This is a genomic window from Saccharococcus thermophilus, from assembly GCF_011761475.1.
Taxonomy (GTDB): domain Bacteria; phylum Bacillota; class Bacilli; order Bacillales; family Anoxybacillaceae; genus Saccharococcus; species Saccharococcus thermophilus.
This window is the reverse complement of the sequence record NZ_JAASRS010000001.1, coordinates 2,287,706-2,299,960: the sequence shown is the minus strand read 5'-3', so window position 1 is coordinate 2,299,960 and position 12,255 is coordinate 2,287,706. Positions and strand designations below refer to the sequence as shown.

Below are 12,255 nucleotides of genomic sequence, written 5' to 3'. Positions count from 1 at the left end.
GCTTGATGTATTCCATCAAGCTGTTTCTTTATGGAAAGAAGGAGAGTGCCATCATGCAAACAGCCGTACCAAACTGGTTGATGCAACGAGCTTTTTTAACGCCACAGCGCCTTGCTGTCAATGATGGGCGACAGAAAAAGACGTTTGCCGAACTTCACGAATCTGTAGTAAAACGGGCGCGGCAATTGGCAAGCATAGGGGTGCGCCAAGGGGATATCATCGCGGTGCTGATGAAAAACAGCATCGCGATGGTGGAAACGATTCATGCGCTCCATTATATCGGTGCCATCGCGCTATTGCAAAATATACGTTTAACTCCCCACGAACTTGCGTGGCAATTAAACGATAGCGGTGCCGTATGCGTGATTGCCGACGAGGAACTGGCAGGCCTTGTTGAGGCAGACATTCGCGTGGTTACAATAAAAGAATTGTCGGCATTGCCGGAGACAGACGTGAAATTTCAATCGCATTATCATTTCGATGATGTCGCCACCATTATGTATACGTCAGGAACGACGGGAAAGCCAAAAGGAGTATTGCAAACGTACGGCAATCATTGGTGGAGCGCCATCGGCTCAGCCTTAAATTTAGGGTTGCATGAAAATGATTGCTGGCTTGCCGCTGTTCCACTGTTTCATATTAGCGGTTTGTCGATTATGATGAGAAGCGTCATATATGGGATGGGCATGTATGTGATGCCTTCCTTTGATGCGCGAAAAGCAAATGATTTAATCATGGGCGGGAAAGTGACGATCATGTCCGTCGTCGCAGCGATGCTGCAAAGAATGCTTGCCGATCTTGGCGAAAGGCGGTATCCAGAAACGTTTCGCTGCATGCTGCTCGGCGGCGGGCCGGCGCCAAAGCCGCTGCTAGAGGCATGCAAAGAAAAGGCGATTCCCGTTTATCAGACGTACGGCATGACGGAAACGGCATCGCAAATTGTCACATTGGCGCCGGAATATAGTTTAACGAAACTTGGCTCCGCAGGAAAACCACTTTTTCCCGCGCAGCTTCGCATTGAAAAAGATGGGCAAACGGCCCGTCCGTATGAGGCGGGGGAAATTGTCGTAAAGGGGCCAAATGTGACGAAAGGATATTTGCATCGGGAAGAGGCAACAAAAGAAGCGATTCGGGACGGCTGGTTTTACACCGGAGATATCGGATATGTCGATGAAGACGGGTTTCTATACGTATTAGACCGCCGCTCCGATTTGATTATTTCCGGTGGGGAGAATGTGTATCCAGCGGAAGTCGAAGCGGTGCTTCTTTCCCATGAGGCCGTGGAAGAAGCGGGAGTAACCGGAATTGACGATGAAACATGGGGACAAGTGCCATGTGCGTTTGTCAAACAAAAAAGCGGTTATTCCATCACTGCCGAACAGTTAAAACAGTTTTGCCAGGAACGTTTGGCCAAGTATAAAGTTCCAAAACAAATTTATTTTGTCGACCAGCTTCCGCGTAACGCGTCGCAGAAATTGTTGCGCCGTCAGTTAAAATCGCTCATCCCTAACGATAACAACGGGGCTTGATAAGGACAAGCCCCGTTGTTAAAATCCGTCTTCGTCCATTAAACCTAATTCAATTGCGCGATAGGCGATCAGTTTTTCCACTTCCGGCGGCAAATCTTCCAAAGAATCAAATTCGTATTGCCATAAATTTGTAAATGAGTCGACGCAGGTTGGAAATGTCATTGAATTTGTCCGTTTTACTTCTTCTTTAAATGCTTTAATTAAGCTGTCTCTTTTCACCACAATACGTCGCCTCTCTTCCAATAAATATGTAAGCGCCACCTTTTTGGCAGTTAAAAAAGCCAAAAAGACAGCGCATCCAATTGGTTATGCGTTGTCCGCAGGGGTAAATGTTTTACAGTCTGTTTCCTTGGAATCAGACGCCATTTTCCCCGTATGGCTGACGACATAAATCGATTCCGCACTGCATCGGTTTCCTTGAGCCCAATAACTACAGTTTTTTACTTCACAAAGAACATCTTTTGCCATCTCTATTCCTCCCCGTTAGTAAGAAAATAAACTACACCTTTAGTTTGCCGGTTTGCGAAAAAGTTATGAAGGAAACAATCGACAGTTTTATTGAAAATATTTATCATTGTAATTGATATAGAAAATTATTATCAATTAGAATAAAAGCAAGAAAAGGAAGATAGGGGGAAAACGATGGCATCGTTATTAGTAGTAGGTGCGGACCATTTAGGAAACATTTCCGATAAACTGATGAACTTCGGATTTCAGAAATCATCCATCTTGACGGCAGAAAAGTGAATATGGTAAAACGCGACATTCCCGAACATGTCGATATCGTGTTTGTTATGACGGATTACATAAATCATAATTTGGCCAAGAAGATAAAGGAAAAAGCGAAAAACAAAGAAAAACCGATTTATTTTGTCAAACGTTCGTGGAGCTCGATTTATTCCGTTGTTCAACAACTAGAGAAAAGAAAATGAAAGGAATGCAACAACGATGAAAGCGATCGTTCACCGTGAAGCAATGGCGACGTGGCAACAAGCCGCAGAGAGGTTTATTCGCAACGCGTGATGTGGGAATATTACCTTGCTGCTCCCAGCATTGCGTTCCTCTCTCTATATGCTAAAATGGCTCCATTCCTGCCGCTTATTGCTTTCCGCTCAGTTATTGAGTCACCGGGTCATAGTTATATGATTTTGGCGAAAATCGCCGATCATTTACTGCAATTTTGTATTTCACGCGAAGAAGTGACACAGTCTCTTTTTCTTTTGATTACAATAGCGAAACAAAAGGATAGCGCTTTGGGAAGAGCGCTATCCTTTCTTTATCGCAACGCTTTTTTGAGTACAGCAATATTTTCTTCCATTAAGGCAAAATAATCTTTCTTTTCTTTTATGTTTTGATTTGTTAGCGTTTCTAAGTTATTTAAGCGAAGGGCATCGGCTCCGATTTCATTTTTGACGATTTCCGTCATTTTGGATGTGATGTTTTGTTCAAAAATGACATATTTAATATGATGCTGTTTTGCTGTTTTAATCAATTCAGCTAGTTCTTTTTGCGAAGGTTCGTTTGTCGGCGAAAGCCCAGAAACACTAAGTTGCTTAATTCCATAGCGGTTTTCCCAATAACCATAGGCGGCGTGAGAAACAAGAATTTCTTTTTTTGGAGATTGATTAACGACCGTTCGGAATTGCCGGTCAAGATTTTCTAATTTTGCTTTCAATGTTTCAAAGTTTTTCATAAATATTTCTTTCTTTTCTGGTTTTAGTTCAATGAGCAGATCACGGATATTTTCTGCTATGGTGATGGAGCGGATCGGGTCAAGCCAGACGTGTGGGTCTTTATCGCCGTGATTTCCATGTTCGTGCTCATCGTCGTGCTCTTTATGAGTGGAAGCTAGCAAGTCGATCCCTTTCGTAGCAGCGAGAAAATGAACCGGTTCATCCTTCAATGTTTCTTTTATTTTATCGGCGAAGCTTTCCATCCCTTGTCCAATATAAATAAACGCGTCAGCATCGGCCAATTGCTTCATCGTTTTGGTTGTGGGTTCAAATGTATGCGCTTCGACACCTGGAGGATAAATGCTTTGTACATGTACATATTTTCCGCCAATTTTTTCTGTAAAGTCTTGAAGCGGATAAACGGTCGTATAAATTGTTAAAACGTCTTTTTCTTTTTTGCCTTGCTGCTCCTGCGTTTCTCCGCTGCAACCATATAAAAGGCCAGAGATAACAAGCAGTAGCGACAAAAGAAGTGATTTTATTTTCATAACAATTCCCTTCCTTACTAAAATTGATGTAGGGCAATGAAGCCATTGTTATTATATCGTAATCATTACGATTTGGGAACTAAAATATGATCATGATGTCAAAGAAGTGGATGCGTAGATAATCGTAATCATTACGATTTTATATAGGTAATCATACAAGAAAATGGACCAAACAGCAACTGCTATGTTGACCTTTTTTAAAAATTTTTAAGCAGTGGGACTTCTGTTTTTGGGGGATAATGGAAATAGGAGACAGGGCGTTCATGAACAGCTCAAATTCAGTTTGTGCATTCAAAATAGTTTTTTGGTGGAATCAAACGAAAAAACGGATCAGGAAGAATAAATGTTATGTAATGTTTTTCCTTGTTCTCGTATGACGGCGAAAGGGAGCGCCACGAAAGGCAAAGATTTCATGCTATGTCTATAATTGTTGTTTACGACTTCCTGTTTTCCGGCTTTTCTGGAACAGGATCAAATCCGCCGGGGTGGAATGGATGACATTTTAAAATTCGCTTGATCGTCAGCCAGCCGCCTTTGATGGCGCCAAACCGTTTCACCGCTTCTAAACCATATTGCGAGCATGTTGGATAAAATCGGCATGTCGGTGGTTTTAACGGAGAAATAAAAATTTGATAAAAACGGATTAACCAAATCAATAATTTTTTTGCCATTTGCCACACACCTAACGAATAAATGATTCTATTCATAATGTATCATAAATAAGGAATAAATGCCGTATCATAGTGTTTGGTGACAATCTATACAAAAAGGATGAAAAAAATCGGATTTCGGTGTATGATGAAAAGAGAAAACAGAGTAGGAGTGATATACATGCCTTCAGTGGAAAGCTTTGAGTTGGATCACTGTGCGGTAAAAGCGCCGTATGTGAGACATTGTGGCATTCATAAAGTCGGAAGCGATGGTGTCGTCAATAAATTCGATATTCGTTTTTGCCAACCAAATAAGCAGGCGATGCAGCCAGCTGCGATTCATACACTCGAACATTTGCTTGCTTATACGATGCGTAAACATGCAGAAAAGTACGATCACTTTGATATCATCGATATTTCGCCGATGGGCTGCCAAACAGGATTTTATCTTGTTGTGAGCGGATCTCCGACGGTGGATGAAATCATTGATTTGCTTGAGGAAACGATGAAAGATGCGCTAAACGCAACGGAAGTCCCAGCGGCGACAGAGCGGCAATGCGGGCAAGCGAAGCTGCATGACCTAGAAGGGGCAAAGCGGCTCATGCGCTTCTGGCTGGAGCAAGATAAGGAAGAGTTAAAGAAAGTATTTGGATAAAGTGGAAAGGCTATCATCATATCGATGATAGCCTTACTTATTTTGCGAATGATTGTCTTCAGGAGGCGGGTCGACCGTATGCTTGTATTGGTATGCTTTTAATGTGGTAATCACCGTCAAAGCAAGAATGATCGCAGCAATGATCAATGATACTGCTAAAGTAACATACATCGCTAATTCACCTTTTTTCTTTCTATTGTAACACATGATCATCGCATGATGAGATGGCACTTTGCACGAATGGATGAACAAATGACATAAATTTTTCGAATGTGGGAATGAAACGGTTTGGTGATGTCGTTTACAGCATGAGAAATGAATTAGTGGGTAATGTACATTAGGTAATAGGAAACAATATAGTTCGATTATAAATGTTTCGTCATTGTCTAATAGATATATCCATAGAAGTAATTAACGGACATTGTAAACAAACAAATTGCCAACTGGAGCGTTCTTTACAATGAACCTCTCCCACCTACACTTCATTGAGAGGTGGGAGTTTCTTACCATCTCCATCAAAGAAGCTTCTGCGCAGAAGAAGGTGGTCTCCTTCCACTCGATGCTTGGCATCGGAAGCCTTCTTGATGGGTCCAGTAAGCAACATCGGCACCACACCGATGGGGCGGTCCAACCCTTCTACTACTTCTTGCTTACGCAATCCGTAGATACGTCAGCTTCGTTTGTACGTCCCAATGAACAAAGGTACCATGCAGCGCCTTGCTTAAGATATTTCTCGCGCCGTGAACGTCACGATGCTCCTCATACCCACACCGGCACACAAACAGGCGGGAAGACACTTTTTTTCTCTTTTGGCAGACAGGACATGTTTGGCTTGTATACGACTCCTCGATTTCATGCAAGCGAATGCCATGGTGGGCCAGCTTATAAGAGAGATACTGCTTCACTTTCCCGAATGACCAATTCGAGAGTCTTTGCGCTTGTTTGCGGCTCGTACGTTTTTTCTTTCTCTTGTTGCGCTGCACTCCTTCGACGTTTCCGATATACACATCGGAGGCGGACTGCTTCAAACACCAGTCCACAAACTGTTTGGTCGTTTTATGCAACGCATCCCGCAGCTGTCTTTCGGATTTCAATAACACATATTGTTTCGCCCGCTCATACTTTTTCCACCGGCGTGATCCTTTTTGACATTTCGATTGGCGCCGCTGGATCTCCGCCAGTTTTTTATTCCGCAGCCGGTGAAGGGAGCGTATTTTTCTTCCCGTGATGAGGAGGGCTTGCCCGGTTTCGCAAAACGCACCGATGGTGTGTACTTCTCCAAGATCGACTCCGACGGAGAAGTTCGGTTTGTACGCTGTTGCCTTTTGTCCATCTTCATACGTCACCGCAAGATAGAGACCATGATCAAAGCAGCATTCGATTTCTTTGATCGTTCCTTTTGGCAGATGCGACGCATACACGACGATCGGCTTTTCCCGTTTTCCGTGATGAATGCCCATGGAGAGTTCAATTTTTCCGTTTTCATACACTTTGAAACCGTCTTTCGCCCATTTCGTTGGGAAGTACTTCTTTTTCTTGTAAGGGTAGCGAGCAGGATATCCTTGCTGAATCGCGTGGTGAGAAGATTGTCTTGCGAAGAGGTATTTGTGGCAGACAGCTTGAATCGATTGGCTGTGAAGATGGAACTTTCTTTTCGTTTGTTTTTGCAGTTCGCTTTTGGTAATCCAACGGCCGTATTGGAGAAAATGTTCCTTCGCCAATCGAAGACATTCATTCCAAACACGGGCGGATTCCCGATTGCAGGCATACAATCGGTCCAAATCCGCTTTCGATGCCCGGAAGAATACTTTTTGGCCACGAAGCATGAGAATCCCTTCTTTCCTTACCTGATAGGATAGTTTGATTATAGCACATATGTTCGTTTTTGAGAATCAAAAACTTCCCGATTCATCTCCCTCTTTCCCTCCGTTTAGAGGAAGGGAGATTTCTCGGGAAAAATGTTAAAAATAGACACTGACCGACCGCCCCTTCGCTGATGAAGGAATGATTTTGTCTATACCTCTTTCCCTCTTTACGCATACGATAGTAGTACTATTCGTAAGGAGGGGGGAGCATGCACAAGTACGCGTCGATGCTGGGATTTTCGTTAGCTGGCTCCGTTGTTTCGTTTCTTATCGGAGGAATGGACTCATTGATCATTATTTTGCTTTGTTTGGTCGTCGGAGATTATATAACAGGAATCATTGCAAGTGCGATGGTGGGAAAGCTATCCAGTCAAGTCGGCTTCCGCGGCATTGTCCGCAAGCTGCTTATTTTTGTTTTAGTCGCTGTTTCGCATTTATTAGATATTGCCATTGGCTGGGGCAATCATTTTATTCGTAATATCATCATTTTTTTCTATATTGCGAATGAATTTATTTCCATTGTGGAAAACACCGGGCGTGCGGGGGTTCCGATTCCCACGGTTTTGCGAAAGGCGATTGAATTGCTCAAAGACGAAGTAAAGTGATTTTTCGAGCATAATTTTTTTTGCCTTCATCCACACTAAACAATAAAGGAAAGATCATAAGGAGATGACGACTGTGGCGGAGCAGCAAAAAAAGACGTATTATGTGTCCCTTGCATCGGGAGAAATCTCGCAAGTAAAAACCGCTTCCCCATGGGATTTTCAAATTGAAGCGACAGATGATGAAATTATTCAATTGCGGGAGTATTTCGATCAAAACTATTCTACAGACTTGCAAGCGTTTTTTCGCGCCCACGTTCCATATGTGCAATACCATTATGACCGTGAGAATGATGCCTATGACAGGACATTAATGAAAATTTATCAGCTGATTTACAAGCTTGGGAATGAAGAAGCGAAAGCACATATCCGTTCGCTTGGCATCATTCCAGAAGAGAAGCTTGATTCATAAAAGTCGCCATTCGTATTGGCGGCTTTTTTGATGAATATTTTGTCGTATAATGAAAAAGAGAGACAAGCAGGAGCGGGGTTGGAAATTATGTATACGTTTTATGACTATTATGGTAATCGAGTGCGGCTGTCGTTTACGGATCATCCGTTTTCTGTGCATCCGGGCCACGTATGGATTATTTGCCGCTACCATGGACAATGGCTTTTAACGGACCATCCGAGACGCGGATTAGAATTCCCGGGCGGGAAAGTAGAAAGTGGGGAAACGCCGGAACAAGCGGCGATTCGGGAAGTGAAGGAAGAAACAGGGGGACTGATTCGTTCGCTCACTTATATCGGCCAATATAAAGTCGAACCGGATATGGTAAAAAACATTTATTTTGCGGAAATCGCCGCGATGGTGAAGCAGTCTTCCTATTTAGAAACAAACGGCCCGGTACTGCTTCCGGCACTGCCGGAAAACATCCGTACGGATGAGCGGTTTAGTTTTATGATGAAAGATGAGGTGCTTCCGCGGGCATTAGAAGAAATAAAGAGACGTTCCTTATCGTGCCATGAACGTCTCTAACGATGTTTCATCAATTTTTTTTCGATGATGGTGACGACCTGATACATTACGGTTGACAATATGGCAATGACAAGCAAACTCATTAACACCAATGTAAAGTTGAACACTTGGAATCCGTAAATAATCAAATAGCCGAGCCCTTGCTTGGAAACGAGAAATTCGCCGGTAATGACGCCGACCCAAGACAGGCCGACATTGACTTTTAGCGTCGAAATAATCGTCGGGAACGAGGATGGCAGCACCGCTTCTTTGAAGCATTGATAGCGGGTGGCGCCGAATGTTTGTAATACTTTCAAGTAGTTCGCATCGACTTCCTGGAAGGAAGAGTAAACAACAATCGTGGTGATGATGACAGAGATAATCACACCCATCGCAATGATAGAAGTAAATCCGGGACCGAGTGCGACGATGAGAATAGGACCGAGCGCCACTTTTGGCATTGCATTAAAGACGACTAAATACGGATCGAGCGTTTTTGATAGGCGTGGAAACCACCAGAGCAGGGCGCCTAACAATGCTCCGGCTACCGTGCCGATAATAAATCCCAATATGGTTTCAAACAGTGTAACGAACGTATGGGTCAAAAGCGAGTTGTCGCCGAGTTTTTCTACAAATAGGTTCCAAATCGCCGATGGGGAGCTAAACAATAACGGATCGACCCAATGAAAGCGGCTGGCTGTCTCCCATAAGAGGAAAAAGGCGATAAAGATCACGATTTGAAACAGGCGAATGACTCGTTTTTCTTTTTTCAGTGAAGCGATGTATTGCTGATGAAGAGACTGGATGCGCTCATTGGTTTGTTTCAAGTTCCTCCAGCTCCTTCCAAATGGATTGGAATAGCACGGAAAAGGCGGGATGTTGACGGACGTCAAATGGCGATAAGCTCCGCAATTCATCGGGAACCATAAATGTGTGCATAATGCGTCCCGGCTTTGCCGAGAACAGAAAAATACGGTCGCTCATCGCAATGGCTTCCCCGATATCATGAGTGACAAGCACCGCTGTCTTTCCATACTCTTTTAATGTTTTCCATACCAACTCTTCCAGTTTTAATTTCGTTTGCTGGTCAAGGGCGGAAAACGGCTCATCTAACAAGAGCATTTTTGGATCTGTCGCCAACGTGCGCACGAGTGCGACCCGCTGGCGCATGCCGCCAGACAGCTGGTTAGGGTAATACGATTCGACTCCTTTTAAACCGATGTAGGCAAGCAAATCAAGGGCTCGCTTTTTTGTTTCTTCCGTTAATGTCCCCATGATTTTTAAACCGAGCAAAATATTTTCTTCGATGGTTTTCCAAGGAAACAAATAATCTTGCTGTAGCATATACCCTGCGGTTGGACGGACGCGATCTAATTTTTCTCCTTCGACAAACACCGATCCCTCTGTTGGCTCAATTAAAGCGGCGATAATCGAAAGGAGCGTCGTTTTGCCACAGCCGCTAGGGCCGAGAAAGGAGACAAACTCTCCTTTCTCTACGGTCAGCGAGATATTTTCAAGGGCCGTCACGGCAGTTTTTTCGGTAAAATAAGTGTGGGAAACGCGGTCGACGACTAAAAAGCTCATCCTTTCACCCGCTTTCGTTATTTAGCCATTGCTTTTTCCGCAAATGAATTATCGACAAGCGTCTGGTGATCAATATGTTTCGGCAGCTCGCCTGCTTCGTCCATAATATTTTGCAGGTTATTCCATTCTTCCTCATCAAGAATCGGATTGGTGGCATACGTGCCTTGGCTTTTATAGCGGTTAACGACTTTTTCAATGATGGAAAGATCCGTATCTTTGAAGTAAGGTTGAATCACTTTCGCCACTTCTGCTGCGCTATGCGACTCTACCCATTGCTGGGCTTTATAGATCGCGCGTGTAAATTTTTCAATCGCATCTTTATTTTTATGAATAAAGCTTTGCTTTGCCATATAAGTGGTATATGGCACGTGGCCGGACTCTGTGCCAAACGAGGCGACAATGTATCCTTTTCCTTCCCGTTCAAAAATGCTTGCCGTTGGTTCAAAAAGCTGGACGAAATCGCCTGTGCCTCCGGCAAACGCATTGGCGATATTAGCGAAATCAACATTTTGAATAAGTTTTAAATCTTTATGCGGATCAATGCCGTGCTTTTTCAGCACAAATTCGCCAACCATTTGCGGCATGCCGCCTTTGCGCTGGCCGAGAAAGGTGCTGCCTTTCAGCTGATCCCAAGTAAAGTTATCAATTTTATGGCGGGAGACGAGGAACGTCCCGTCTGTCTGAGTGAGCTGCGCGAAGTTAATGACCGGATCGTTTGTGCCTTGGCTGTAGACATAAATGGATGTTTCCGAGCCGACAAGGGCGATATCGGCTCCGCCGGAAAGAAGGGCAGTCATCGTTTTATCGCCGCCCCACGTAGTGGTGAGTTCGACGTTTAATCCTTCTTCTTTAAAAAACCCTTTTGCTAGGGCGACATATTGCGGAGCATAGAAGATAGAGCGAGTCACTTCCGCAAGCCTTATCTTTTTTACTTTCTCCTCTTTTTGTTGGCCGCAGGCGGCTAGAGGAATAATAAGGAGAAAGAGAAAAAGCGACATCATGGCGATTTTTTTCATGCTGGTAGCCTCCTTAACAAGTAACTTACTTCACCTTATCGTATGCAAGTGAAAAAAATGTGTGAATGCCTATGGAAAGGAGAAAATGATCATGGATGGATATATTGTCGAGCAATATCGCTTTCCTTCCCCCAATCCGCACATTGATGTATTTCTTGTCACGTATTTATGCCAAGGGCTAAAAATGAAAGGATTTTTGGCCATACCAAAAGCTCCTGGAGTGTATGACGGTTTTTTATATTTGCGCGGCGGCATTAAAAGCGTCGGGCAAGTGCGCTTAGCGCGCATTACCCAATTTGCCTCGTATGGATTTGTCGTGATGGCGCCGTTTTACCGCGGCAACCAAGGTGGGGAAGGAAATGAAGATTTTGCCGGGGAAGACCGATATGATGCGCTTGCCGCGTTTCGGCTGCTGCAGCAGCATCCGAACGTGAATGAAAAACGGATTCATATCTTTGGATTTTCCCGTGGGGGAGCGATGGCGCTGCATACGGCGATTTTAGAGCCGCGGGTTTGCTCTGTTGCGGTGTGGGGCGGAGTTTCCGATGTAGCGCTTACCTACTGGGAGAGGGAAGATTTGCGAAGAATGATGAAGCGGGTCATCGGAGGGACGCCGACAAAATATCCAGAGCGATACCGCTGGCGGACGCCATTATATGAAATCGAGAAAATTCATGCTCCTGTCCTAATCATTCATGGGGAAAAAGACCGCAATGTTTCGGTTGAGCATGCATATCGGCTTGAGAAAAGACTGAAAGAATTAAATAAGCAAGTGACAACATGGTATTTTCCACAGTTTACGCATTATTTTCCGCCAAAAGAAAATCGCGAGACTGTCCGGAGGTTGACAGAATGGATGAAAAGACAGCCAAATGTATGATACGATAAAAAGAAAAGGGGTGTGTTGTAATGGGCATGCCGCTGGAGCTGCAAACGCTGATTGTCACAAAAGGGAAAGAAAAGCGCGTAAAAGATAATTTGTTTATTTTAGAAAAAGACGGATATCGCCTTTATCCTCTTGATATTCCGCTAGAGGTTAGAAGAACGTTGCAAAGCGAGGCGAGCGGTCAAGCGGTGGTGAAAAAGCTGGAACTTGCCGATAATCGGACGATTGTCACGTATGAGCTTATCGCCTTGCATTCAACGAATTAAAAAAAGGAGGGAATCGTTCCCTC

The 12,255-nt window shown here is 44.0% G+C and carries 17 protein-coding genes and 1 pseudogene; 9 read left to right on the top strand and 9 right to left on the bottom strand.

Annotation, left to right across the window (positions count from 1 at the left end; genetic code table 11):
• Positions 1-53 precede the first annotated feature (53 nt).
• A complete protein-coding gene (locus BDD39_RS11935; RefSeq protein WP_166910938.1) occupies positions 54-1,529 on the top strand; it encodes an o-succinylbenzoate--CoA ligase in 1,476 nt (491 codons plus the stop codon).
• Between the two features lie 18 nt (positions 1,530-1,547).
• On the opposite strand, the gene BDD39_RS11930 is transcribed toward BDD39_RS11935, so the two are convergent.
• Together BDD39_RS11930 and BDD39_RS11925 are read right to left on the bottom strand one after the other, a co-directional pair.
• Positions 1,548-1,814 carry a hypothetical protein gene (locus BDD39_RS11930; protein ID WP_208404569.1) on the bottom strand — a complete coding sequence of 89 codons (267 nt, stop codon included), beginning with the start codon at positions 1,812-1,814 and terminating at the stop codon, positions 1,548-1,550.
• A gap of 21 nt (positions 1,815-1,835) precedes the next feature.
• Positions 1,836-1,997, bottom strand: a complete 162-nt coding sequence (locus BDD39_RS11925; RefSeq protein WP_166910936.1) for a DUF1540 domain-containing protein — start codon at positions 1,995-1,997, stop codon at positions 1,836-1,838.
• A 174-nt stretch (positions 1,998-2,171) separates the two neighbouring features.
• Between BDD39_RS11925 and BDD39_RS11920 the strand changes: the two are divergent.
• A pseudogene (locus tag BDD39_RS11920) lies at positions 2,172-2,461 on the top strand (DUF2325 domain-containing protein).
• Positions 2,462-2,512: 51 nt separating this feature from the next.
• Positions 2,513-2,860 carry a hypothetical protein gene (locus tag BDD39_RS11915; RefSeq protein ID WP_166910934.1) on the top strand — a complete coding sequence of 116 codons (348 nt, stop codon included), beginning with the start codon at positions 2,513-2,515 and terminating at the stop codon, positions 2,858-2,860.
• Here the strand turns inward: BDD39_RS11915 and BDD39_RS11910 are convergent.
• Both BDD39_RS11910 and yidD read right to left on the bottom strand, forming a co-directional pair.
• On the bottom strand, positions 2,806-3,750 hold the full coding sequence (locus BDD39_RS11910) for a metal ABC transporter substrate-binding protein (protein ID WP_166910932.1): 945 nt from the start codon (positions 3,748-3,750) through the stop codon (positions 2,806-2,808). The two genes, BDD39_RS11915 and BDD39_RS11910, sit on opposite strands and share 55 nt — an antisense overlap.
• A 434-nt stretch (positions 3,751-4,184) precedes the next feature.
• Positions 4,185-4,421, bottom strand: coding sequence for a membrane protein insertion efficiency factor YidD (yidD, locus tag BDD39_RS11905; protein ID WP_166910929.1), 237 nt, complete (start codon positions 4,419-4,421; stop codon positions 4,185-4,187).
• Positions 4,422-4,581: 160 nt separating this feature from the next.
• Between yidD and BDD39_RS11900 the strand changes: the two genes are divergently transcribed.
• The gene (locus BDD39_RS11900) at positions 4,582-5,055 is read left to right on the top strand and encodes an S-ribosylhomocysteine lyase (RefSeq protein WP_166910927.1); all 474 of its coding nucleotides are present in this window, start codon (positions 4,582-4,584) and stop codon (positions 5,053-5,055) included.
• Positions 5,056-5,088: 33 nt separating this feature from the next.
• On the opposite strand, the gene ytzI is transcribed toward BDD39_RS11900, so the two are convergent.
• Positions 5,089-5,226 carry a YtzI protein gene (gene ytzI / locus BDD39_RS11895; RefSeq protein ID WP_166910925.1) on the bottom strand — a complete coding sequence of 46 codons (138 nt, stop codon included), beginning with the start codon at positions 5,224-5,226 and terminating at the stop codon, positions 5,089-5,091.
• A 479-nt stretch (positions 5,227-5,705) separates the two neighbouring features.
• On the bottom strand, positions 5,706-6,881 hold the full coding sequence (locus BDD39_RS11890; RefSeq protein ID WP_166910923.1) for an RNA-guided endonuclease InsQ/TnpB family protein: 1,176 nt from the start codon (positions 6,879-6,881) through the stop codon (positions 5,706-5,708).
• Positions 6,882-7,129: 248 nt separating this feature from the next.
• Here BDD39_RS11890 and BDD39_RS11885 point away from each other — a divergent pair, with 248 nt between their 5' ends.
• The 3 genes from BDD39_RS11885 to ytkD all read left to right on the top strand — a co-directional run bounded on the left by BDD39_RS11885 (position 7,130) and on the right by ytkD (position 8,501).
• On the top strand, positions 7,130-7,525 hold the full coding sequence (locus BDD39_RS11885; RefSeq protein WP_166910916.1) for a phage holin family protein: 396 nt from the start codon (positions 7,130-7,132) through the stop codon (positions 7,523-7,525).
• 73 nt (positions 7,526-7,598) lie between these two features.
• A complete protein-coding gene (locus tag BDD39_RS11880; RefSeq protein WP_166910914.1) occupies positions 7,599-7,934 on the top strand; it encodes a hydrolase in 336 nt (111 codons plus the stop codon).
• An 87-nt stretch (positions 7,935-8,021) separates the two neighbouring features.
• Positions 8,022-8,501, top strand: coding sequence for an RNA deprotection pyrophosphohydrolase (ytkD, locus tag BDD39_RS11875; protein ID WP_166912395.1), 480 nt, complete (start codon positions 8,022-8,024; stop codon positions 8,499-8,501).
• Here ytkD and BDD39_RS11870 read toward each other — a convergent pair.
• From BDD39_RS11870 to BDD39_RS11860, 3 genes are read right to left on the bottom strand one after another with little or no spacing between them, the layout of a single operon-like run.
• The gene (locus BDD39_RS11870) at positions 8,498-9,307 is read right to left on the bottom strand and encodes an ABC transporter permease (RefSeq protein ID WP_166910912.1); all 810 of its coding nucleotides are present in this window, start codon (positions 9,305-9,307) and stop codon (positions 8,498-8,500) included. The two genes, ytkD and BDD39_RS11870, sit on opposite strands and share 4 nt — an antisense overlap.
• Positions 9,291-10,064 carry an ABC transporter ATP-binding protein gene (locus BDD39_RS11865; RefSeq protein ID WP_166910909.1) on the bottom strand — a complete coding sequence of 258 codons (774 nt, stop codon included), beginning with the start codon at positions 10,062-10,064 and terminating at the stop codon, positions 9,291-9,293. Before BDD39_RS11865 ends, BDD39_RS11870 begins: the two co-directional genes overlap by 17 nt.
• Positions 10,065-10,081: 17 nt before the next feature.
• Positions 10,082-11,080 carry an ABC transporter substrate-binding protein gene (locus tag BDD39_RS11860; protein ID WP_166910907.1) on the bottom strand — a complete coding sequence of 333 codons (999 nt, stop codon included), beginning with the start codon at positions 11,078-11,080 and terminating at the stop codon, positions 10,082-10,084.
• A gap of 91 nt (positions 11,081-11,171) precedes the next feature.
• Here BDD39_RS11860 and BDD39_RS11855 point away from each other — a divergent pair, with 91 nt between their 5' ends.
• Entirely contained in the window at positions 11,172-11,960 is a 789-nt protein-coding gene (locus BDD39_RS11855; RefSeq protein WP_166910905.1) for an alpha/beta hydrolase family protein, read from the top strand.
• Between the two features lie 29 nt (positions 11,961-11,989).
• Positions 11,990-12,232: a DUF2584 domain-containing protein gene (locus BDD39_RS11850; protein WP_166910903.1), complete on the top strand. Its 243-nt coding sequence runs from the start codon at positions 11,990-11,992 to the stop codon at positions 12,230-12,232.
• Positions 12,233-12,255: the final 23 nt, after the last annotated feature.

Excerpts from the sequence above, each read along its gene's own strand:
- BDD39_RS11935 (WP_166910938.1), top strand. The coding sequence starts at position 54 with ATGCAAACAGCCGTACCAAACTGGTTGATGCAACGAGCTTTTTTAACG.
- BDD39_RS11925 (WP_166910936.1), bottom strand. The coding sequence starts at position 1,997 with ATGGCAAAAGATGTTCTTTGTGAAGTAAAAAACTGTAGTTATTGGGCT.
- BDD39_RS11910 (WP_166910932.1), bottom strand. The coding sequence starts at position 3,750 with ATGAAAATAAAATCACTTCTTTTGTCGCTACTGCTTGTTATCTCTGGC.
- yidD (WP_166910929.1), bottom strand. The coding sequence starts at position 4,421 with ATGGCAAAAAAATTATTGATTTGGTTAATCCGTTTTTATCAAATTTTT.
- BDD39_RS11900 (WP_166910927.1), top strand. The coding sequence starts at position 4,582 with ATGCCTTCAGTGGAAAGCTTTGAGTTGGATCACTGTGCGGTAAAAGCG.
- ytzI (WP_166910925.1), bottom strand. The coding sequence starts at position 5,226 with ATGTATGTTACTTTAGCAGTATCATTGATCATTGCTGCGATCATTCTT.
- BDD39_RS11890 (WP_166910923.1), bottom strand. The coding sequence starts at position 6,881 with ATGCTTCGTGGCCAAAAAGTATTCTTCCGGGCATCGAAAGCGGATTTG.
- BDD39_RS11885 (WP_166910916.1), top strand. The coding sequence starts at position 7,130 with ATGCACAAGTACGCGTCGATGCTGGGATTTTCGTTAGCTGGCTCCGTT.
- ytkD (WP_166912395.1), top strand. The coding sequence starts at position 8,022 with ATGTATACGTTTTATGACTATTATGGTAATCGAGTGCGGCTGTCGTTT.
- BDD39_RS11865 (WP_166910909.1), bottom strand. The coding sequence starts at position 10,064 with ATGAGCTTTTTAGTCGTCGACCGCGTTTCCCACACTTATTTTACCGAA.
- BDD39_RS11860 (WP_166910907.1), bottom strand. The coding sequence starts at position 11,080 with ATGAAAAAAATCGCCATGATGTCGCTTTTTCTCTTTCTCCTTATTATT.
- BDD39_RS11855 (WP_166910905.1), top strand. The coding sequence starts at position 11,172 with ATGGATGGATATATTGTCGAGCAATATCGCTTTCCTTCCCCCAATCCG.
- BDD39_RS11850 (WP_166910903.1), top strand. The coding sequence starts at position 11,990 with ATGGGCATGCCGCTGGAGCTGCAAACGCTGATTGTCACAAAAGGGAAA.